Here is a 20,488-nt window from a genome sequence, read left to right on the forward strand (position 1 = left end):
ATGGAGGAGAAGCAGTGAGAAAACCACCACTGATTCTAATAGTAGAGGATAATCCCGCAAGCTTGGACATTCTTCAGACTCGCCTTACAGCCAACGACTACAAAGTCATCACAGCTACCGATGGCGAAGCTGGGCTGACCTTAGCCAGAGAAACACAACCTGACCTTATCCTGCTTGATATTATGATGCCCAAGATGGACGGTATTGAAGTCTGCCGACACATAAAAGCAGACATCGATTTGCCCTTCATACCGATCATCATGGTTACTGCAAAAGTAGATTCGAAAGATGTGGTCGCCGGTCTCGAGGCAGGTGCAAATGAATATCTATCCAAGCCCGTAGATCATACTGCGCTGGTTGCCAGGGTCAGGTCTATGTTGCGTATTAAGGATCTTCACGATACGGTTCGGGAGCAAACGACTCGATTGGAAGAACAATCGACCCAACTTGCAAAATGGAACCAAACGCTGGAACATCGAGTTGTAGAGCAACTCGCCGAAGTGGAACGTGTCGGGCGGTTAAAGCGTTTTCTTTCCCCCCAGCTTGTGGAGGTTATCACTTCCTCTGGAGGCGAGGAACTCCTTGAGAGTCACCGGCGTGAGGTAACTGTCGTATTTTTGGATTTACGCGGATTCACGGCCTTCTCCGACTATGCCGAGCCGGAGGAGGTTATTGGCTTCCTGAGGAGCTATCATGCTGAAATGGGCAGGTTGATCTTTCAGTTTGAAGGAACATTAGAGCACTTTGCCGGAGACGGAATCATGGTCTTTTTCAATGACCCGATTCCTCGCAAAGACCATACTGAAAAAGCGGTGCGTATGGCTATGGATATTCAAGCCAGAGTGAGAGACCTGCGCAACGGATGGCTTAAAAAAGGCTATGACCTTGATTTGGGGGTAGGTATGGCTAGCGGATATGCGACCCTGGGCACCATCGGTTTTGAGGGGCGGATGGACTATGCAGCAGTGGGCAATGTGACTATCCTCGCCTCTCGTCTTTCCTCGGAAGCCAAGGGAGGCCAGATCTTGACAGACCAGAAAACACTCAGCAAGATAGAGGATGTAGTCGATGTCGAGTCTATTGGAGATCTTCAGTTGAAGGGATTCGGCTGGCCAACGGTAGCTTTCAATGTTTTAAAGCTAAAAGACTGATCTAAAGTCGTCTGCTAGTCGCTGCACATATCCCGCCTATATTCATTAAATCATAAATAAAATCGGTATTGGCCCCATACTGGCTTTCACTCAATGCAGGTATAAAATTCCGTTCACCTATCCGGATCTTGTCACCGCCGGGCGAAAGTGGATGCCATAGAAAAAGATCGTTTTATAATGAAGTACGTGGTCATCAGTCACAAGCTCAAAAAAATAGCTGCAGTAGGAGAAGGAGAGTTGCTCACATTCGATGATCAAAACAATAAAAAGGCATTTATTCCGCATGAAATAAGAAAAAGAATCATCGAACTTGAAAAAAGAGTGAGCCAGGACGTTCAAGGGTCACCAGTCACTATCTGACCAATCAACTGGCAAAGAAGTGATTACTGCGGTACGATTTTTTTGAGGTGACCTGAAAAAATCTGGTTGATTTTCTACAACTCTCCAATGTTCTTATTATATATTTAATATGATGGCTAAAGTCATCATTAATAGCAAAAAAAGCATTAATGATGGAAATAACCGACGTTATAACATTTAATTTGACATTATAAAAGTTAAGTGTATAATGATGATAATAACCATCATAAAAAGATATTATTTATATTAATGATGGCTGGAGACAACAATATGAGTATATATGGCATGAGTGATAGAGCAATTTTGAAGGAAATCGGTCGTCGTCTAAAACGCAGGCGGCTTGAAAAAAACTTGTCCCAACAAAAACTGGCGGATATGGCCGGCATAAATCGCACCACCGTGAGCGATATAGAACAAGGGTCTCCATGCGGAATTCTGACACTTGTGGGAATTCTGCGGGCTTTGGATGAACTGGATGAGTTGAATTCATTTCTTCCCGACCCGGGTATCAGCCCCCTGCAGTTGGCGAAAATGAGAGGAAAGGAACGCCGTCGGGCGTCGCGGCAAGTTATGGAAAACAAGAAAGGAAAATCTGTTTGGTAGACAAAGTTCAGACTGTGTACGTAAAACTGTGGGGAATGTTGGTGGGGGCAGTTTCGTGGGATCCCGAAAAGGAATTTGCCACTTTTGAGTATGACAGAAAATTTGTTGAAAAAGGCCTGGACATATCCCCTTTAAAAATGCCAATCAATGAGGCTCTAAGGCAAACGGTAAAATTTACCTTCCCTGCACTTCCCAAAAACTCCTTCAGGGGACTTCCCGGAATGCTTGCGGATGCGTTGCCGGACAGCTTCGGCAACAGTATTATCGATGCATGGTTTGCACGTCAGGGACGAACCCCTGACAGTTTCAGCCCGGTTGAACGCCTTTGTTATACGGGTAAACGGGCCATGGGCGCATTAGAGTTTGCGCCGATAATCAGTAAATCGACTGAGCAGTCAGTCCCTGTTGAAGTCAGCGAGCTGGTAAAAATCGTTCAAACAATTACCGATGAACGTTCTCGACTAAAAACAAAATTTGGGCATGACCCTGCTGATGCCATTTTGGATATTATCCGCGTCGGAACCTCTGCAGGAGGAAGTCGACCCAAGGCAGTGATTGCCTTTAACGACGAAACAAAAGAGGTTCGCTCCGGCCAGGTTGATGCACCGGATGGTTTCAGCTATTGGGTATTAAAATTTGACGGTATAAAGGACAATGCACTGGGCGATCCTGCCGGGTACGGGCGCATCGAATATGCGTATTTTCAAATGGCGACAGCCGCAGGCATTGAGATGACCGAATGTCGTCTCTTTGAAGAAAATGGACGCGCTCACTTTATGACCAAGCGATTCGACCGCTTGGGAAACAGGGGCAAATTGCACCTGCAATCGCTTTGCGCAATTGCCCATTTCGGCTTTCATGAACCCGGAGCCTATTCATATGAACAGGCGTTTCAAGTCATGCGTGAATTAAGGCTTCCTTATCGAGATGCCGAACAGCAGTTTAGGCGGATGATTTTTAACGTGGTGGCCCGCAACCAGGATGACCACACCAAAAATATTGCCTTTTTAATGGACCAAAGCGGCCAGTGGCATCTATCGCCGGCTTTTGATGTCATTTGCGCCTATAACCCGACCGGTGACTGGACCGGCAGGCATCAAATGTCGATAAATGGAAAAAGAGACGACTTTATCAAAGACGATCTCCTGCAGATTGGCAAAGAAATAAATATTAAATCCAGGCTTCATATGATTGATGAAATTGTAGAGGTGGTGGCAAACTGGTCAGACTTTGCTAACAATGCAGGGGTTGAGCCTTCACAAATTAAATCAATAGGCAGAGCCCACCGGCTGTTACGATGAATAAAATGAGCAGTCCACCTGAAAGCATAGACCCACCCCAAACGGTTGATGAAGCGGTGAATTTTTTGATTCAAAAATTGAGCCTTAAAGACAAAGCAGCGCTTGCCAAAATGCAGGAAAGCGATCTGGATAAGCTCTATTTTTCATTTGGACTGTATATCAGGAATCGCTTGCTTTATCCCAGAAATGATAAGCTTCTGGAATCGTGCCGGCAAGAGGCTATGGATAAACACTTGCACTGGGATCAAGCCCCGGCAGTGATTATTCGAAAATTATGGAAGCATTTGAAAATGACCCATCGATTAAAGATCGTCAAATGAGGGGAAATAAGAATAGCGGATACGCATATACCGTATGGAGACGAACCATGTGACCGGTAAAGTTAAATTACCAAATAGGGAGAAGTTATTATGCGGCCGAATGATCGCTGCAAAAATAGGGTAGGTTAATATTGTTTCATAAATGATAAGGAGAAATGCAATGCTAAAAAAAACAATGTTAGTATCAATCATCGTCGTTTCATTGCTTTTTATTATCTCTATGCTGGCGGCATGCACCAATCCGCACACACCCGCAGGAAATGAGGGATTCGTTTTTGAAGACCCGCGGATATTTGGCAAGGGTGGCTTTCGGGGGGTAATAAAGGGCCCTGGAAACTATGGTGTATCGTTATGGCGGAACAGGGTTCTGAATATTGATATGAGGCCCTTTACTTATAACGAAGATCTTAAGATTCTGGCCAAGGATGACTTAAATGTCACTTTTCATTTCCATGCCGTATTGTCAATAAAGGAAAATTCAGTAAAGGAAGTGGTTCAGAAATATGGAGCCGAAAAGTGGTACATACGATTTATTCAGGAACCCTTCAGAACATTCATCCGTGATTCTGTTCAGCATTATACCAGCCGTGACATTAAGACGAAACGCGATATCATATCCAACGAAGTAAGAGAACAACTTTTACAGCATGTCAAAAATACACCATTTGAATTGGTAAGCCTGGTGGTCGGCAATGTAGATTATCCAGGTGTGGTGGCTCAGGCGGTGGAGAAAAAATTGGCGGCACAACAGTTACTAGAAGAGAAAGCGGTCCAAAAACAGATCGCCCAAAAGGATGCTGAAATAAAAATTGAGGAGGCCAAAGGGATCGCAGAAGCCCAAAAAATTATTAATGCGACCCTAACCACCAACTACCTGCAACATGAGGCCATCATGGCGCAAGAAAAAATGGCGGGTTCTCCCAATCACACAACGGTTTATATCCCTGTCGGATCGAACGGAATTCCTATTGTTTACACTGCAAAATAAGACACAGAGCGATCCCGACGATGGAGTCGAGCGGTTTCATTTGGGGGATGTGAACAAAACAGGGCCAAAGCACTGACTAATGAACATAGTTTTTCTATAGAACATGAGGAGATGTAAATGAAACATCAGGATGGAAAATTCAAAGGTGTTCGGGATACCAATATTTATTATCAATATTGGCTGCCTGAAGGTGAACCCAAAGCCATACTTATAGTTGTTCATGGATTGGCAGAGCACAGTGGGCGATATATGAATGTGGTTAACCATATGGTTCCATCGGGTTATGCGGTATATACGATGGATCACATTGGGCATGGAAAATCAGACGGCAAGAGAGCTTACGTGAAACGGTTCCGGGACTACACCAAAACGCTTAAGAGCTATTTTGACATGATTCGGGAATGGCAGCCGGAAAAACCGATATTTTTAATCGGGCATAGTATGGGTGGGTTGATTAGTGCCGCATACTTACTGGAGTATCAGGATGAATTATCGGGAGCTGTTCTTTCAGGGCCGAGCATCAAAGTGCCTGACAATATTTCGGCAGTGGTTATTTTTGTCGGAAAGATGCTTTCGACTCTCACGCCCAAGGCTGGACTGATTCAATTGGAGGCAGAAGGTGTCAGCCGGGATCCGGCAGTGGTGGCTGCCTATGTCGATGACCCGTTGGTGTATACCGGAAAAGCCACCGCACGGCTTGGCGCAGAACTGCTCAGAACCATGCAGCGTCTAACGGAGCAAGCCACCAAGATAAGACTGCCGATGATGATTGTGCAGGGTGGGGATGACAAATTGGTTGATCCGAGTGGTGCCCGATTGCTTTATGATTCAATAAGTTCAAGGGATAAAGCCATAAAAATTTATGATGGTTTTTACCATGAAGTATTCAATGAACCGGAACATGAGCACGTGTTGAATGCTGTCAAAGATTGGATAGACGCTCATGTTGATGCAACCTGAAGCGCACTATCCATGAAGCAAGCGGACGTGCGGGTGAAAAATTTGAGTTTCTCAACCCGAAGTTGGTTTTGCTTTCCGACCATCCACCGCTTATGCTCTCTCCACGCAGCACTATACTAACCTGTGGTTATATTATGAAAACGACGAAACAAAATGTGTATGAGTTAAAAAATCTCAGAGCCCCAATCATCCTTCTTCTCTCATTTTGGGCCATCGCCATTATTTTATGGCAAACCAAGGGAAACATATTTTATCTGTTCAATTTCGGTTATATTGGAACTGCGGTTGGTATTGGAATTGGCCTATATGTAGTACTTCCCAAAAAAAAGAAACCTTCAGGCAGACGCTTGGCCCAGTTGCTTATCGGTATCTATATGCTCGGTTTTCTGGGGATAATCAAAATGGAGAACATGCAATTGGAGGGTTTCTTCTTTTATTTGCTATCCGGATTTTTTGCAGGCTCGGTGATTCATTATCTGGTCGCTAAGATCCTGGGGCCGGTTTTATTTGGAAGAGGCTTCTGCGGTTGGGCGTGTTGGACTGCCATGGTTCTCGATTTTCTTCCTTATAAGAGGAACAAGGCGGGTCGAATTGCAGCAAAATGGGAGGTATTGAGGTATGTCCATTTTGCTTTGAGTTTTGTATTGGTTGCGGTGTTGTGGTTTGTTTTTCAATACCGCTCCATCCCAATGGGTCAAGCAGAGCTGGTGTGGCTTGTTGGCGGCAATGCATTTTATTTTACAGCTGCAATCGTTCTGGCCTTAACGCTTAAAGATAATAGGGCTTTTTGTAAATACCTTTGCCCAATTACCGCCATACTCAAAATTACATCCAGATTTGCCTTCATTAAAATCAAGGGAGACAAAGAGAAATGCACACAGTGTGGCGCGTGCAGCAAGGCGTGTCCGATGGATATCAATATCATGACATACGTAAATAACGGTGAAAGGGTCCTTTCCACCGAATGTATTTTCTGTTTGACATGCACAACGGTATGTCCGGAAGGTATACTCGATGATACTTTTAAAATAGATTTTGGCGGTAAAGAATATATACGAAGAAGATGAAACCGACTATCAAGGCGGTGGCACCAGAACCCTTATACAGAAACCACATAAAAGCACACAATCATTAGACGAAAAAACTCTGCATTATGTTTCTATATCTTGTACCACGCCAGGTGGAATCCGGTTTTGTTTCTTCAGCTACGAGAATGTCTTGATTTAGGAAGGGTAAAAAGTCGGAAACCCGCGGGATAATGACTCTGACTGCCGGAAATTTCAATATCGGATGGGTGTAATTCAAAATGATGCAATCGGTATTGAACCGTTTACATATTTTCTTAATTTCCTCAATTTCGCCTAAAACATCCTTGATTTTAGTGTTTTTGTAGGCGTTTACTTCACCCTGCTCAAGAAACGAGATATCTTTTGGAGAAATTGAGCATTTCATCAGCAGGTAAAAATTATTGACCCGGGATTTGTGGACAAGTGGTTTATCCAGTTGAGGCCGCGGAATCGACAGAGTTTCCCGGCCCTGCATGCTTTCAGTAAAACAGCGCGTGAGCCCTTCATCCATGTTGAAAGATACGCCGGGTATCAGTATTTTATGTTCCAGACGGCCGGGGGACAGGTTGTGGTTGATAAACAGTACTCCGATGCAGGGCAACAGTCCGTCAAGAGAAAGATCCTTGATCATTATTTCAACATTCTCTTGCTGATAGAATCCAATCATATCTCTTATGACATCATTATTTATAGAATCCAGACCAATGGTGGGAGCTGTTTTTTCATATTTAATGGTTTGTATTTGGGCATGGCGCTCAAATATTTCACACGAAGCCTGAATGATGGCTTCTTCTATGGTGTTGCCAGCAGCTATACCGTTGGATGCGTGAATATAGGTAACAAAATTGACGGGAACTTTTATGGTTTCTTCACGAATGATTGAAAAGCCATCCACCCAATGCCCTGCCATTTGGCTGTTTTTGATATTCTCAATATCCTTCTCGGATAGATGGGTTTCGTTGGCCAATAGGTCTTCTATTCTTAGATGTTTTTGCTGAAGATCATCCTGGTGGGCATTTACATACCCCTCCATCCATTCAAAGTTAAGAAAACTGCTGGTTTCCTGATCGTAAAGGGCCGGGATGTTAAATCTCACCCGTTCTTCAAAAATCGGATAGAACAATCCGGAACTAAAGCGTTCCGCCAGTTCCGCATAGGCACTGGCCTCAGCAAGCTGTGGGGTAATGCCTTTCCCATTACAGACAATGCGGATTGAATCAATCCAGATTTGCCCCCAAAAAATACTGTCCGAGACTCGAAAGGCTGAGTATTGAACATCGAGATCCAGTTTGCGAAACCCGTCTTTGATTTTACGGATGGTATTGGCCGGAATATCACACTTGCCGTAACTGTTTCTGACATAATTGGTAAATTTCATTTAAGCTGCTTTAATTCTTGTGAGGGTATGCATTGGTTTCCTGGAGATATCTTCTCCCTGTTGAGGATCCCGCCTTTGCAAGCAGGGGTTATAGATGAGGGATTAATATATGCTTTTTTCTCCGACAAACGGATTGTACTTCTTTTCCTGGCCTATGGTCGTATTTCCCATATGACCGGGATAAACCTTAACATCATCTCCAAGTACAAAAAGTTTGTTTTGTATATTGGATTTAAGTGTTTCAAAATTTCCGCCCGGCAGGTCGGTACGACCCACTGAGCCGGCAAAAAGAGTATCGCCGACAAAAACATGCCCGTCGGTATATAAAGATATCCCTCCCTGCGAATGACCGGGCGTATGAATCACTTTCAATGTAATTTTGCCGAAGGAAACGGTATCGCCATCTTCAAGAGTTCTGTCCGGCTTTGGTGAATTTTCCACCGGAATTCCCCAGGCAGATCCATGAGCTGAAATTTCGTCAAGCATGTGTGCATCCAGGGGGTGTATCAGAATTTGAGCCCCAGTTGCATCTTTCAGCCTCTTGTTGCCGCCGACATGATCAAAATGGCCATGCGTATTAATTATATATTTTAATTTCAGGCTTGATTCCGCCAGAGACATAAGAATTCGATCCACTTCGTCTCCAGGATCTATAACAGCAGCCTGTAAAGTTTCTTCACATCCCAAAATAAAACAATTTGCCTGAATCGGTCCCAGCGTCAGTGATTTGATTATCAAATTATCCTCCCACGTTATGTTTTAGTATTTTCCCTTTCCTTTGGAAGCAGGTCACGTTTGCCCGCTCATTTATTTAACACGCTCAATCTATTTTATGTCTTCATCTATTTCGATTTGAAAAGCCTCTTTTTCATGTGCGATACGAATGCTGTCAATAATTCCATTAATAAAAGCACCGGATTCTTCGGTGCCGAATTTTTTCCCTATGTCCACCGCCTCGTTTATAGATACCTTTGAAGGGATATCTCCACAGCAGATAATTTCATAGGCTGCAATCCTTATGATGTTCCTGTCTACCGGAGACATACGGCTTATTCTCCAATTTTCAGAGAACCGCTCAATAATCGAGTCGATTTTATCACGGGTGCTTATAACCCCTTTAACCAGTTCTAAAAAAAAGGATCGCGCTTTATCCGGTGGGTTGAAACAATCACAAAAACGTTCCATCATTTCATTGGAGGTATTGCGGTTTACATCCATAAAAAAGAGAGCTTGCATGGCAAGTTCTCTTGAACGTCGCCGATTTCCCATGATTATGCTTTTGCTACAACTTCAACCAGGTTTGCCATTTCCAGGGCAGAGATCGCTGAACTCCAGCCTTTATTCCCTGCTTTTGTTCCTGCACGTTCGATCGCCTGTTCAATGGTATCCGTGGTTATGATTCCAAAAATGACCGGAACTTCGGATTCCATGCTGACTGCAGCGATCCCCTTTGACACTTCGGCGCTCACATATTCAAAATGCGGTGTCGCGCCGCGAATGACAGCACCCAGGCATATGACTGCATCATACTTTTTCTTTTTTGCCATCTTTTTTGCCACCAGAGGTATTTCAAAGGAGCCTGGTACTTTTACGATATCTATATCTTTGTCATTGACACCGCTTCGAAGCAAGGCATCTACAGCACCACCCATAAGTTTGTCTGAAATAAAATCGTTAAACCGGCTTACAATAAGGGCGAATTTTCTGCCTTCCCCTAAAAGCTGGCCTTCCATAATATTTGGCATTTGATCTCCTCCTATCAATTATTTTATGAGTAATAACAATTTGTACCTTTTGGTTGATTAATTGTTAATCGAACACCCGCCGGCTTTTTCCAAAGGCCTTATGGCGTTGCATCAAAATTAAGCAGGTGCCCCATCTTAAGTTTTTTGCACTCAAGGTAACCTTTGTTGTATTTATTTGGCTTTATTTCTATCGGAACCTGCTCGACAATACTGAGTCCATACCCCTGAAGGCCGATCATTTTTTTCGGGTTGTTGGTTATGAGTCTCATCTTTCTGACTCCGAGATCAACCAGTACCTGTGCGCCGATACCGTAATTTCTTAAATCCGGTTTAAAGCCGAGTTCTTCGTTTGCCTCAACAGTGTCCAGCCCATGATCTTGCAATACATAAGCTTTTAATTTGTTAACCAGGCCGATACCTCTGCCTTCCTGCCGGATATACAGGAGGACTCCTGAACCTTCCTTGTCCATCATCTCCATGGCCTTGTGCAGCTGATCCCCACAGTCGCATCTGAGAGATCCGAAAATATCTCCGGTCAGGCATTCTGAGTGAACCCTCACCAGGATCGGTTTTTCAGGGTCGATTTCACCCTTGACCAGGGCAATGTTTTGTATATCCTCCATATCATTTTCATACACAATCACATTGAATTTGCCGGCATGGCTGGTAGGAACAACTGTTTCCACAACCCGGTGAACAAAAGATTCAGTTCTCATGCGGTATTCAATGAGATCTGCAATGGTACATATGCCGATACCATGCTCTTTACTGACCTTTTCCAAAGAGGGCATCCGGGCCATGGTCCCATCATCGTTCATGATTTCACAAATAACAGCTGCAGGCTTTAAACCGGCAAGTCTTGCAAGATCAACAGAACCTTCCGTCTGACCGGATCGTACCATCACTCCGCCTTCCCTTGCCCGCAGTGGAAATACATGCCCGGGTCTGACAAGGTCAATGGGTTTGGCGTTATCTCTGATTGCGGTGTGGATGGTGGTGGCACGATCTGCAGCGGATATTCCGGTGGTTACACCGCATCTGGCCTCAATGGAAATGGTGAACCCTGTCTGAAACTGGGAGGTGTTGTTATCAACCATTAGCGGAAGATCGAGGGAATCAAGCTTTTCTCCTGTCATGGAAAGGCAGATCAGCCCGCGTCCGTATTTGGCCATGAAATTTATGGATTCAGGCGTAACCGCTTCAGCAGCCATGGTAAAGTCCCCTTCGTTTTCACGGTCTTCATCATCCACCAGAATGACCATGCGACCGGCTCGAATATCTTTAATGGCGTCTTCTATTGCAATAATGGACATTTTATTTATCTCCTGAATAGTTTGATATTGATGAATCTAAAAAAAACCTTTTCCCCTCTGTCAGCTTCGGCAGGTTAAGCAAAAGGGAGATTTTAAACATACTACCAAATTTTAAATAAACCCTGTCTTGCCAAGAAGCTGCATGTCAATGGATGATTTTTCAGTGTCTGGGTCATTGCCGCTTACCTTGCTTTGGGTTACAAAGCGTTCAACATATTTTCCGATCATGTCTGTTTCAACATTAACCGAATCCGATATTTTTTTAAAGGCAAGAGTGGTCAGCTTTGCCGTATGCGGAATAATGCTCACCTGAAAGCTTTCATGATCGCATTCATTTACGGTCAGACTAATACCGTCTACGGCCACAGACCCTTTTTTTATGATATAATACGAAACAGACTCCGGGACATTAAAGGTAATCACAATTGCATTTTCTTGGGTCTTACTGCTTTTTATTGTTCCGATAGCATCGATATGTCCTGAAACAAGATGTCCGTCTATTCTGTCGGAAATGCGCAGGGCTCTTTCAAGGTTTACCCTGTCGCCGATTTTTGCTTGGCCCAGAGTGGTCTTTGCCACCGTTTCAGGAGAAAGATCCACCTCAAACCGTGTTCCGCTGAAAGACACTACGGTCAGGCATGCACCATTTACCGCAATGCTGTCGCCAATTTTTGTACTTTCAAGCTCTTTATCGGCATTGATGGCCATACGTCTGGTCTGACCCGACCGCTTTATTCCAGAAATGGTTCCAGAACCTTCTATAATACCTGTGAACATGAATCAATATACCCTTCGATCATGACATCATCGCCGAATCGCCGGACATTGATATCTTTTAGCGAAATTGACTCGCTCATTAACTTCGGACCGGTGCCACTGCATATGGGGATACCATCGTCGCCACCGAGAATTCTGGGAGCATAAAAAAAAATAACTTTGTCAACAATCCGGGCTGCCAGAGACGAAGCGATGACCCGGCTTCCGCCTTCAATAAGAAGATTGGTGATACCTAACTCCCCAAGGGTCCCCATCAGAATATCAAGATCAATAAGCCCGTTTTTCACCGAAGCTTCAAGAATTCGAACGCCTTTGTTTTTTATGGCCGCCTTTCCACCCTCTGAAGCAGAGGCTCCGGTAACCATGATCGTATCAGAATCGGAATCAAGGTGCAATATTTTGGCATCTTGGGAAATTGAAAGATGGGTATCAAGGATGATCCTTATCGGGTCTGAGTCCTTCATGCCTTCCAAACGGGTGGTTAATCTTGGATTATCTTTATTAACGGTATTGATTCCCACCATAATTGCATCGGCAGCATGCCTGAGTCTATGAACAAACCTTCTGGATTCCTCACCGGATACCCATTTCGAATCCCCTGTTTTTGTTGCAATTCTTCCATCCAATGTGGCGGCACATTTTATAATAACGAACGGACGTTTCGTTTGGACGTATTTTATAAAAGCTTCGTTCAGCCTTTTGGCCCTGTCTTCATATAGGCCTGAAGAAATATCAATGCCTTGTTTTTTTAAATAATCGATACCGCCCCCTTCTACATCGGGGTTGGGATCTTTCATGGCCACCACGACTCTGCTGATACCAGCCGCTTTGATTTTTTCAGTGCAGGGGGGTGTCCGACCATGATGATTACAGGGTTCAAGGGTGACATACAGAGTGGCTCCTTTTGCCAGATTTCCCGCAGCATTTATGGCATTCACTTCTGCATGGGCCTTCCCCACAGCTTCATGATATCCCGATCCAACCACAATGCCGTCATTAACCACCACAGCACCGACCATGGGGTTCGGTGAAGTAAAACCCCTGCCCTTTACCGCAAGGTCTAAGGCCATTTTCATGAATGCGTTATCATCCATTACAATTACTGCTTGCTTAAAAGGCCCTTAAGCTCTGAAACAAAATCGTTTACATCCTTAAATTCCCGGTAAACAGAGGCAAACCTGACATAGGCCACATCGTCCATCTCATGCAGTTTTATCATAATTTTTTCACCAAGGTTTGTGGAAGGGATCTCTTTTTCCCCGGTTTCCCTGAGGTCACGCTCCAGGTCATCTATAAAATCTTCGATGACATTCATGCTGATGTTTCTTTTTTCACAGGCTTTTTTAATGCCGGAACGAATCTTTTCGCGAGAAAAAACTTCTCGACGACCATCCTTCTTGATAATCATAATGGGGATTTCTTCTATATGTTCATAAGTAGTAAACCTTCTGCTGCATTCGAGGCATTCCCTGCGCCTGCGAATGACATTGCTGTCCTTGCTCAACCGGGAATCTATAACCTTGTTGTCAATTTCTCCACAGAACGGACATTTCATGTGTTTTCCCCCTGCTTGCTGGTGTTAAGCTTAATCACTTCAATGCCTGCTTCTTTCAGCATTTCTTCGGACATGGAATCTGCATACCCGGAACTGTAATAAATTTTTTTTAATCCGGCATTAATAATCATTTTAGCACAGATTGAACACGGAAGGTTTGTACAAAAAAGAGTTGAACCTTTTATGGAAACACCATGAAATGCGGCCTGAATAATGGCATTCTGTTCTGCATGAATACCCCGGCACAACTCATGCCTTTCCCCGGAGGCCACGTTCATCTGCTCCCGCAAGCACCCTGTGTCAATGCAGTGTTTTATGCCACTAGGTGCTCCGTTATAGCCGGTGGACAGAATCCTTTTATCTTTTACGATAATGGCGCCGACAGCTCGTCTTAGGCATGTGGACCGTTTTGCCACAAGCGCTGTAATATCCATAAAATATGCTTCCCACGAGGGGCGATGACCATTTCCGGGCATTTAGATGTTAAAACCTCCTGCAAAAACAGATTAAAATACGGCATTCAGAAATCATTCTCTTCATAAAGCGGAAAACCCCTGCAAAGCTCACTGACTGTTGCCCTGGCCTTTTTAACCAACCCATCGTCATCGGGTTTTTTTAGAATATCAACGATCAGCCTGGCTATCATTTCCATTTCCAGTTTTTTCATACCCCTGGTGGTGACGGCAGGGGTGCCGATGCGAATACCGCTGGTAATATGCGGGCTTAATTTTTCAAACGGGATTGAGTTTTTATTAACCGTGATGCCTGCTTTCTCCAGCACCGATGCAGCATCTTTGCCGGTAATCCCCAGATTTCGCAAATCTATAAGTATCATATGGTTGTCGGTACCACCCGAAACGAGGTTGATGCCATTTTCCATCAGATATTCTGCCAGGGCCTTAGCATTGTTTACTACAGCATTCTGATATAGTACAAAGGATTCGCTGGAAGCTTCCTTGAATGTCAGCGCTTTAGCTGCAATCACGTGCATGAACGGTCCGCCCTGCATTCCGGGAAATATTTCGCTGTTAATACGTTTACTGTAATCCGACCGGGCTAAAATTAACCCTCCCCTGGGCCCTCTTAAAGTTTTGTGTGTGGTTGAGGAAATCACATCGGCAAAAGGTATTGGAGAAGGATGAACGCCTGCAGCCACCAAACCGGCAATGTGTGCCATATCAACCATTAAATATGCGCCTGCCTGCTCGGCAATTTGAGAAAATCTTTCAAAATCTATGATACGCGGATAAGCACTGGCGCCGGCCACAATCATCTTCGGCTGATGCTTTTTGGCCAGTCGGGCCACTTCCTCATAATCAATAATCCCGGTTTCTTTTTTTATCCCGTAAGGAATGAAATGAAACAATCTGCCTGAAAAGCTCACCGGGCTTCCATGGGTGAGATGTCCCCCATGAGACAGGTTCATCCCCAGTACTGTATCACCTGGTTTTAAAAATGAAAAATAGATGGCCATATTCGCCTGTGAGCCTGAATGGGGCTGCACATTTGCATACTCTGCACCAAAAAGCCTTTTGGCACGGTTGATGGCCAGTTTTTCTGCAACATCCACCCATTCACACCCGCCGTAGTAACGTTTGTCCGGGTATCCTTCAGCATACTTATTGGTCAGTATACTTCCTTGGATTTCCATGACTGCCGGGCTTGTGATATTTTCAGCCGCAATGAGCTCCAGGGTATCTTTTTGTCTTTCAAATTCTTTGGTAATACAATCGGCAATATCTGGATCAATTGTTTTAACGTATTTCAGCCGCAAAACTAGTCCTCTTGTTGTTGCATTATCAATGGTCCCAAAATCATTAGTCAGGAATCGATTGTGTCAAATTGATTTATTCTGGCCAGGTGCCTTCCACCATCAAATGGAGTGTCAAGCCAAACCCTTACGATTTCAAGAGCAAGCGTCTCACCAATCATGCGTCCACCCATGACCAGTATATTAGAATCATTATGACGCCGGCTCATTTCGGCAGAAAAAGGCTCGGTACACAACGCCGCTCTGACATGAGAAAATTTGTTGGCAACCATTGACATACCGATCCCTGTTCCGCACATGAGTATGCCTCGGTTGAAATTTCCCTGGGAAACCATGGAAGCCACTTTTTTGCCAAAATCAGGATAATCCACCGACTTTTCACTGTCAGTGCCAACATCTTCAACGTCTATTCCTTTGCCGACAAGATAGTCTTTGACCCTTTCTTTTAACGGATATGCAGCGTGGTCACATCCTATAATGATCGGTGTATGGGTATCATTCATTGTTTATTTTATCTCCAGCTTGGGTTTATATTGCAATACAGCAGTCTTAAATAAGTCAAAAAGTGTGGCAAAACACACTCATACTAAGAAGCGCCGCCGACGCCATCAACATTATATGAATAAATTATAAAACCGCAAGTAAAAAACTCTTTTATAAACAGAAACGAATTGGCCGGATATTTAATAATCGTGGATCGAGGTATAAAGAAATGGCTATAAAATATCTCAGGGGATTTAAGGAAAATAAAAGGTTCCTAAAAAAAACTACTTATTATCGTACGCCTTAACTATGAGTGATGCGTTTGTCCCGCCAAAACCGAAAGAATTTGTCATGGCAATTTTAACATTCTTTTTACGGGCAACATTTGGTACATAATCAAGATCGCATTCTTCGGCTGGATTGTCATGGTTGATAGTCGGGGGGATCATCCCTTCATGAACCGTCAGAGCGGTAAATACCGTTTCAATTCCACCAGCACCACCAAGCAGGTGACCGGTCATCGATTTGGTAGAACTTATGGGAATTGAATAGGCTTTTTCATTAAAAACAGATTTGACCGCCCTGGTTTCATATAGGTCGTTAAGTTGAGTTGAAGTGCCATGTGCATTTATATAATCCACCTCGTCGGGCGAAATATTGGCGTCATCAATGGCCGCTTGCATGCACCTTATCATGCCATCACCATCCGGAGAAGGCGAGGTCATATGATAACCATCCCCGGTCATGCCGAATCCTATTATTTCCGCATAGATATGCGCCCCTCTCTCAAGTGCTTTTCCCAGATCTTCAAGAATAAGGATACCGCTTCCTTCGCCCACAATAAAGCCGTCACGGTCTCGATCAAAGGGTCGCGATGCTTTTTCCGGTTCATCATTGCGGGTGGACAGCGCTTTCATGGCATTAAACCCGGCAATACATGTGGAAGTCACCACCGCTTCAACGCCACCGGTAATCATGGCATCTGCAGCACCTCTTTGGATTATCTTGAATGAATCGCCGACCGCGTGAGCTCCTGCGGCACATGCGGTCGCAATGGAAGAATTGGGACCTTTGGCCCCAAAATGGATGGATATCATTCCCGGAGCCATATTTCCTATCATCATGGGTATAAAGAAGGGAGAGACTCTTTTAGGTCCTCTCTTATCAACAGATACAATGGTCCGTTCCATAATTCCAAGGCCCCCGAGGCCGCATCCGGTAATCACACCCACTCTGTCTGAATTGGAATGGTCAATCTTCAGCCCGGAATCTTCCATAGCCATACGCGTTGCCGCAATGGCATAGGAAATAAAGAGCTCGGTACGTTTTGCCTCTTTGGTGGGAAGAAATTCTTCAGGATTAAAGCCCTTTACCTCGCCGGCTATTCTGGTTTTAAAATTGGTGGCATCAAACCGGGTGATCTCACCAATTCCCGATTTGCCGGAGCAAAGATTCTCCCACGTTTCATCTACCCCTATACCCAGGGGTGTTACAAGTCCGACTCCTGTAATTACAACCCGCCTGCCCAAGAAACCTCCTTATTGGGGTGAGACCTCCTGTTTTCGTCAGAAGTTTTAACTTCAAACCACAAAAAAGAGGTCCCCTATTTTAATGACAAAAAGTCTGTATTCCCAGCGCTTCCAAGCCGGTTAGTTATTTTGTCATTGGAAATCAGGATGTTGTCTGAACATAGCTTTCAGTTCAAACGCTATTGATCAATAAAATCGGTTTTATTATGACTGTGCGTTGATGTAATCAATGGCATCTTTGACGGTTACAATTTTTTCTGCATCTTCATCAGAAATATCCGTATCGAATTCTTCTTCCATTGACATAATCAGTTCTACAAGATCAAGTGAATCTGCACCCAGGTCATCTACAAAGGATGCTTCCGGTACAATTTCTTCAATAGCCACACTCAATTTTTCCGCAATAATTTTTTTCATTTTATCTTCAACAGACATCTAACTTTCCTCCTTTCATATATACATGCCACCACTGACATGAATGATCTGTCCTGTAATATAGGACGCTTTTTCCGAGGCTAAAAAAGCGATAACGGATGAGATATCCTCAGGTTTTCCGGCCCGCCCAAGCGGAATCTGACCAAGCATTGCTTTTTTTACATCCTCAGGAAGAGATGCGGTCATATCCGTTTCGATAAATCCCGGTGCAATTGCATTGACCGTAACACCCCTGGATGCCAGTTCTTTGGCGGCTGTTTTAGTAAGCCCGATGATTCCCGCTTTTGAAGCCACATAATTGGCCTGTCCCGGGTTGCCAATCACGCCGACAATGGAGGCCAGGTTAATAATGCGTCCACTGCGCTGTTTCATCATGACTTTTGCAGCAATCTTGATGCAGCGAAATGCACCCTTTAGATTTATATCCAAAACGGCATCCCAGTCGCTTTCCTTCATGCGCACCAGAAATCCGTCTTTGGTGATGCCCGCATTGTTCACCAGCACATCGATCCGGCCTGTTTCATCAACGATGGTTTTAAAAAAATCGACCACCTCTTCTTTTGAAGCCACATTTACGCTTTTGCCTATGGCCGATCCGCCTGCATCAGCAACAAGCTTTTCGGTTTCATCGGCCGCGGCTTTTTCAGCATCAGGATCAACCGGTGAAAAATAGTTAAAATAAATACGTGTATTCGTTCCTGCAAGTGACAGGCAAATCGCTCTTCCAATACCCCTAGATCCTCCTGTCACCACCACTGTACGTTTGTCAGAATTTTGCATCATTCCCTCTCAAATAAAATATCTGCCACTTTATCCATGTCTGCAATAACTCCCTGATAGCTAGAAATCAGCTGTTTATAAGACACTTTTTCCAAAAAGGCGGAAACAGCGTTGGCCTCAAACATTCCTGATCCGCTAACAATCTTAATAATATTTTGTGCAACCAGTTGCGAAACCTCATTGGCGAATATCCTTGACATGGCTTTGAGTTTTTCAGTATCACGCGTGCCCGCTTTTTCCGCCATACCCGCTCTACGAGCCAGGCTTGCTCCGATCTCGACATGTGTCATCATATCAGCCAGGCAAAACATAATATATTGTTTCCGGGTCATTTTGTTTTCATGCACCAGCTTGATTGTATCATTTAAGGCATCGGCAGCTGTTGAATAAAAACCGCATCCCAGATCTTTTGAAGCTTGGTTCAGCTTTTCCATTTCCAGGCTGATTTGTTTGTAAAACTCTCCCTTTGATTTTATGGTCTTTCTCCAGCGGAAGATGCTGATAATACTCTGCTGAATTTCACTGGTTCCTTCATAAATACAGGCTATTTTTACATCTCTTTTGATTTTTTCTACCTCAAATTCGTTAATATACCCGTATCCGCCCAGTGCCTGCATGGCATCGTCTGCGGTTTTATTGGAAACTTCAGTCGCATAATATTTTGCAATGGAACCTTCGACATCCAGATCATTTTCTCCTGTGTCCAGCCTGGTTGCAATTTCTTCAACATAGGATGCCGCTGCTTCAAGCCTTACCGCATTGGGCACGATCAGTTTATGGGTATAACCCTGCTTTTCCGATAATGCAGAACCGGAGACAACCCTTTGCTTTGCATAGGGGATCACAATGTCCAGCGCTGCCTCTCCGGGACCTAAGCCCATTGCAGCCACCATAAGCCGTGTATAGCCAAAAACCTTGTTTGCCTGTTTTAATCCTTTACCCGGCACACCGCCGATAAGATTTTCAATGGGGACAAAGACATCCTCGAAAGTAAGCGGGGAGGTCTGTGATGACCTTATTCCATGTTTTTCTTCACTCTTTCCTGAAGAAAAACCTTTGGTACCCTTCTCAATGACAAAAAAGGTAAGTCCCTCCGGGGTTCTTGCAAGAAGTGTAATGAAATCAGCAGCTCCTCCAGTGGAGATAAACTGCTTCGTTCCGTTTATTTTGTACCCGATGGTTTCACCGGAATCGTTAAATACAGGATCAGCCTTGGTCTTTATCCCGGCCACGTCGCTTCCGGCGGCAGGCTCCGTTACCGCATAAGCGACCAGCGAATTTCCCTGGGAAATGGCGCCAAGCCACTTTTTCTTCTGTTCTTCAGTCCCACCGACCAGTAAGGGGTCAGCCCCCAGTTGAATAGCAAAAAAAGCAGTGGTAATTCCCAAGCATATTTTGGACATTTCACGGGTAACTGCGACACAATCCCGTGTGCCGCCTCCCATTCCTCCATAAGCTTCCGGAATCATCAAAAGCTGCAACCCGATTTCCGGACCGAGCATCTCCCGGATTACCTCTTCAGGAAATATTTCCTTTTTATCAAACTCGAGAATTTTTTCTTTGGTAAGTAACCGCTTTCTAAGCTGCCCGACAGTATCTAGGACCATTTGCCTTGATTCAAGATCAAGACCCATAAGAGCTGTTTGGGTGTTATTGGAAGAAGACATCTGTAGCTTTCCTTTTTAGGCCATTGCTATTCTTCGGTTTCGATCACACTGCGCCCTTTGTATGTGCCGCAACTTGGGCATACATGATGGGGAAGAGTGGCCTCCCCGCACTGAGGACATTCCACCACATTAGGGCCAGCAACTTTTTGATGGGTTCGCCGTTTGTCCCGTTTTGACTTGGATGTTTTTCGTTTTGGTACAGCCATAAGTAATCTCCTAACTACATAAAAATATTTATAATACTATACAAATCACTACTTTTTAACGAAGTAGTGGCTTTAGTAATTGAAATAGAGAAGCTTGTC

24 protein-coding genes are annotated in these 20,488 nt (G+C 44.3%); 8 read left to right on the plus strand and 16 right to left on the minus strand.

Annotated features, from left to right (window positions below):
• Positions 1 to 14 precede the first annotated feature (14 nt).
• From SWH54_11560 to SWH54_11595, 8 genes are all read left to right on the plus strand, one after another.
• Positions 15 to 1,151, plus strand: coding sequence for a response regulator (locus tag SWH54_11560; protein MDY6791891.1), 1,137 nt, complete (start codon positions 15 to 17; stop codon positions 1,149 to 1,151).
• A 147-nt stretch (positions 1,152 to 1,298) separates the two neighbouring features.
• On the plus strand, positions 1,299 to 1,511 hold the full coding sequence (locus tag SWH54_11565) for a hypothetical protein (GenBank protein MDY6791892.1): 213 nt from the start codon (positions 1,299 to 1,301) through the stop codon (positions 1,509 to 1,511).
• Between the two features lie 270 nt (positions 1,512 to 1,781).
• A complete protein-coding gene (locus SWH54_11570) occupies positions 1,782 to 2,114 on the plus strand; it encodes a helix-turn-helix transcriptional regulator (protein MDY6791893.1) in 333 nt (110 codons plus the stop codon).
• The gene (locus tag SWH54_11575; protein MDY6791894.1) at positions 2,108 to 3,415 is read left to right on the plus strand and encodes a type II toxin-antitoxin system HipA family toxin; all 1,308 of its coding nucleotides are present in this window, start codon (positions 2,108 to 2,110) and stop codon (positions 3,413 to 3,415) included. Before SWH54_11570 ends, SWH54_11575 begins: the two co-directional genes overlap by 7 nt.
• 5 nt (positions 3,416 to 3,420) lie before the next feature.
• Entirely contained in the window at positions 3,421 to 3,735 is a 315-nt protein-coding gene (locus tag SWH54_11580) for a DUF6794 domain-containing protein (GenBank protein MDY6791895.1), read from the plus strand.
• 160 nt (positions 3,736 to 3,895) lie between these two features.
• On the plus strand, positions 3,896 to 4,723 hold the full coding sequence (locus tag SWH54_11585; GenBank protein MDY6791896.1) for an SPFH domain-containing protein: 828 nt from the start codon (positions 3,896 to 3,898) through the stop codon (positions 4,721 to 4,723).
• A 117-nt stretch (positions 4,724 to 4,840) separates the two neighbouring features.
• Positions 4,841 to 5,683 carry an alpha/beta hydrolase gene (locus tag SWH54_11590; protein MDY6791897.1) on the plus strand — a complete coding sequence of 281 codons (843 nt, stop codon included), beginning with the start codon at positions 4,841 to 4,843 and terminating at the stop codon, positions 5,681 to 5,683.
• A gap of 134 nt (positions 5,684 to 5,817) precedes the next feature.
• Positions 5,818 to 6,750, plus strand: coding sequence for a 4Fe-4S dicluster domain-containing protein (locus SWH54_11595; protein MDY6791898.1), 933 nt, complete (start codon positions 5,818 to 5,820; stop codon positions 6,748 to 6,750).
• A gap of 64 nt (positions 6,751 to 6,814) precedes the next feature.
• Here the strand turns inward: SWH54_11595 and SWH54_11600 are convergent, their stop codons facing one another.
• From SWH54_11600 to rpmF, 16 genes are all read right to left on the minus strand, one after another.
• Positions 6,815 to 8,128 (minus strand): YcaO-like family protein, encoded by a 1,314-nt coding sequence (locus SWH54_11600; GenBank protein MDY6791899.1) that lies wholly within the window; start codon positions 8,126 to 8,128, stop codon positions 6,815 to 6,817.
• A 102-nt stretch (positions 8,129 to 8,230) separates the two neighbouring features.
• Positions 8,231 to 8,866, minus strand: coding sequence for an MBL fold metallo-hydrolase (locus tag SWH54_11605; protein MDY6791900.1), 636 nt, complete (start codon positions 8,864 to 8,866; stop codon positions 8,231 to 8,233).
• 87 nt (positions 8,867 to 8,953) lie between these two features.
• Positions 8,954 to 9,397 carry a transcription antitermination factor NusB gene (gene nusB / locus SWH54_11610; GenBank protein ID MDY6791901.1) on the minus strand — a complete coding sequence of 148 codons (444 nt, stop codon included), beginning with the start codon at positions 9,395 to 9,397 and terminating at the stop codon, positions 8,954 to 8,956.
• Between the two features lie 2 nt (positions 9,398 to 9,399).
• Positions 9,400 to 9,873, minus strand: coding sequence for a 6,7-dimethyl-8-ribityllumazine synthase (ribE, locus tag SWH54_11615; protein MDY6791902.1), 474 nt, complete (start codon positions 9,871 to 9,873; stop codon positions 9,400 to 9,402).
• Positions 9,874 to 9,971: 98 nt separating this feature from the next.
• The gene (locus SWH54_11620; GenBank protein ID MDY6791903.1) at positions 9,972 to 11,186 is read right to left on the minus strand and encodes a bifunctional 3,4-dihydroxy-2-butanone-4-phosphate synthase/GTP cyclohydrolase II; all 1,215 of its coding nucleotides are present in this window, start codon (positions 11,184 to 11,186) and stop codon (positions 9,972 to 9,974) included.
• Positions 11,187 to 11,297: 111 nt separating this feature from the next.
• Complete coding sequence (locus tag SWH54_11625; GenBank protein ID MDY6791904.1) at positions 11,298 to 11,963, minus strand: riboflavin synthase; 666 nt, start codon at positions 11,961 to 11,963, stop codon at positions 11,298 to 11,300.
• On the minus strand, positions 11,945 to 13,057 hold the full coding sequence (gene ribD / locus SWH54_11630) for a bifunctional diaminohydroxyphosphoribosylaminopyrimidine deaminase/5-amino-6-(5-phosphoribosylamino)uracil reductase RibD (protein MDY6791905.1): 1,113 nt from the start codon (positions 13,055 to 13,057) through the stop codon (positions 11,945 to 11,947). Before ribD ends, SWH54_11625 begins: the two co-directional genes overlap by 19 nt.
• A 5-nt stretch (positions 13,058 to 13,062) precedes the next feature.
• Positions 13,063 to 13,518, minus strand: coding sequence for a transcriptional regulator NrdR (gene nrdR, locus SWH54_11635; GenBank protein ID MDY6791906.1), 456 nt, complete (start codon positions 13,516 to 13,518; stop codon positions 13,063 to 13,065).
• On the minus strand, positions 13,515 to 13,994 hold the full coding sequence (locus SWH54_11640; GenBank protein MDY6791907.1) for a cytidine/deoxycytidylate deaminase family protein: 480 nt from the start codon (positions 13,992 to 13,994) through the stop codon (positions 13,515 to 13,517). The genes nrdR and SWH54_11640 overlap by 4 nt, the downstream gene beginning before the upstream one ends.
• Before the next feature lie 44 nt (positions 13,995 to 14,038).
• Positions 14,039 to 15,292 carry a serine hydroxymethyltransferase gene (gene glyA, locus SWH54_11645; GenBank protein ID MDY6791908.1) on the minus strand — a complete coding sequence of 418 codons (1,254 nt, stop codon included), beginning with the start codon at positions 15,290 to 15,292 and terminating at the stop codon, positions 14,039 to 14,041.
• 47 nt (positions 15,293 to 15,339) lie between these two features.
• The gene (rpiB, locus tag SWH54_11650; protein MDY6791909.1) at positions 15,340 to 15,792 is read right to left on the minus strand and encodes a ribose 5-phosphate isomerase B; all 453 of its coding nucleotides are present in this window, start codon (positions 15,790 to 15,792) and stop codon (positions 15,340 to 15,342) included.
• 264 nt (positions 15,793 to 16,056) lie between these two features.
• On the minus strand, positions 16,057 to 17,301 hold the full coding sequence (fabF, locus tag SWH54_11655; protein ID MDY6791910.1) for a beta-ketoacyl-ACP synthase II: 1,245 nt from the start codon (positions 17,299 to 17,301) through the stop codon (positions 16,057 to 16,059).
• 204 nt (positions 17,302 to 17,505) lie between these two features.
• A complete protein-coding gene (gene acpP, locus SWH54_11660) occupies positions 17,506 to 17,736 on the minus strand; it encodes an acyl carrier protein (GenBank protein ID MDY6791911.1) in 231 nt (76 codons plus the stop codon).
• A 15-nt stretch (positions 17,737 to 17,751) separates the two neighbouring features.
• On the minus strand, positions 17,752 to 18,516 hold the full coding sequence (gene fabG / locus SWH54_11665) for a 3-oxoacyl-[acyl-carrier-protein] reductase (protein MDY6791912.1): 765 nt from the start codon (positions 18,514 to 18,516) through the stop codon (positions 17,752 to 17,754).
• Entirely contained in the window at positions 18,516 to 20,183 is a 1,668-nt protein-coding gene (locus SWH54_11670; GenBank protein MDY6791913.1) for an acyl-CoA dehydrogenase family protein, read from the minus strand. Before SWH54_11670 ends, fabG begins: the two co-directional genes overlap by 1 nt.
• Positions 20,184 to 20,209: 26 nt before the next feature.
• Positions 20,210 to 20,389, minus strand: coding sequence for a 50S ribosomal protein L32 (rpmF, locus tag SWH54_11675; GenBank protein MDY6791914.1), 180 nt, complete (start codon positions 20,387 to 20,389; stop codon positions 20,210 to 20,212).
• Between the last annotated feature and the right edge of the window lie 99 nt (positions 20,390 to 20,488).

This window comes from Thermodesulfobacteriota bacterium (genome assembly GCA_034189135.1).
GTDB lineage: Bacteria > Desulfobacterota > Desulfobacteria > Desulfobacterales > JAUWMJ01 > JAUWMJ01.

What these genes read in the sequence shown, in the direction of transcription:
- SWH54_11570 (MDY6791893.1), top strand. Translation starts at nt 1,782, where the DNA reads ATGAGTATATATGGCATGAGTGATAGAGCAATTTTGAAGGAAATCGGT.
- SWH54_11580 (MDY6791895.1), top strand. Translation starts at nt 3,421, where the DNA reads ATGAGCAGTCCACCTGAAAGCATAGACCCACCCCAAACGGTTGATGAA.
- SWH54_11585 (MDY6791896.1), top strand. Translation starts at nt 3,896, where the DNA reads ATGCTAAAAAAAACAATGTTAGTATCAATCATCGTCGTTTCATTGCTT.
- SWH54_11590 (MDY6791897.1), top strand. Translation starts at nt 4,841, where the DNA reads ATGAAACATCAGGATGGAAAATTCAAAGGTGTTCGGGATACCAATATT.
- SWH54_11595 (MDY6791898.1), top strand. Translation starts at nt 5,818, where the DNA reads ATGAAAACGACGAAACAAAATGTGTATGAGTTAAAAAATCTCAGAGCC.
- SWH54_11600 (MDY6791899.1), bottom strand. Translation starts at nt 8,128, where the DNA reads ATGAAATTTACCAATTATGTCAGAAACAGTTACGGCAAGTGTGATATT.
- nusB (MDY6791901.1), bottom strand. Translation starts at nt 9,397, where the DNA reads ATGGGAAATCGGCGACGTTCAAGAGAACTTGCCATGCAAGCTCTCTTT.
- ribE (MDY6791902.1), bottom strand. Translation starts at nt 9,873, where the DNA reads ATGCCAAATATTATGGAAGGCCAGCTTTTAGGGGAAGGCAGAAAATTC.
- SWH54_11620 (MDY6791903.1), bottom strand. Translation starts at nt 11,186, where the DNA reads ATGTCCATTATTGCAATAGAAGACGCCATTAAAGATATTCGAGCCGGT.
- SWH54_11625 (MDY6791904.1), bottom strand. Translation starts at nt 11,963, where the DNA reads ATGTTCACAGGTATTATAGAAGGTTCTGGAACCATTTCTGGAATAAAG.
- ribD (MDY6791905.1), bottom strand. Translation starts at nt 13,057, where the DNA reads ATGGATGATAACGCATTCATGAAAATGGCCTTAGACCTTGCGGTAAAG.
- nrdR (MDY6791906.1), bottom strand. Translation starts at nt 13,518, where the DNA reads ATGAAATGTCCGTTCTGTGGAGAAATTGACAACAAGGTTATAGATTCC.
- SWH54_11640 (MDY6791907.1), bottom strand. Translation starts at nt 13,994, where the DNA reads ATGCCCGGAAATGGTCATCGCCCCTCGTGGGAAGCATATTTTATGGAT.
- rpiB (MDY6791909.1), bottom strand. Translation starts at nt 15,792, where the DNA reads ATGAATGATACCCATACACCGATCATTATAGGATGTGACCACGCTGCA.
- acpP (MDY6791911.1), bottom strand. Translation starts at nt 17,736, where the DNA reads ATGTCTGTTGAAGATAAAATGAAAAAAATTATTGCGGAAAAATTGAGT.
- fabG (MDY6791912.1), bottom strand. Translation starts at nt 18,516, where the DNA reads ATGCAAAATTCTGACAAACGTACAGTGGTGGTGACAGGAGGATCTAGG.
- SWH54_11670 (MDY6791913.1), bottom strand. Translation starts at nt 20,183, where the DNA reads ATGTCTTCTTCCAATAACACCCAAACAGCTCTTATGGGTCTTGATCTT.
- rpmF (MDY6791914.1), bottom strand. Translation starts at nt 20,389, where the DNA reads ATGGCTGTACCAAAACGAAAAACATCCAAGTCAAAACGGGACAAACGG.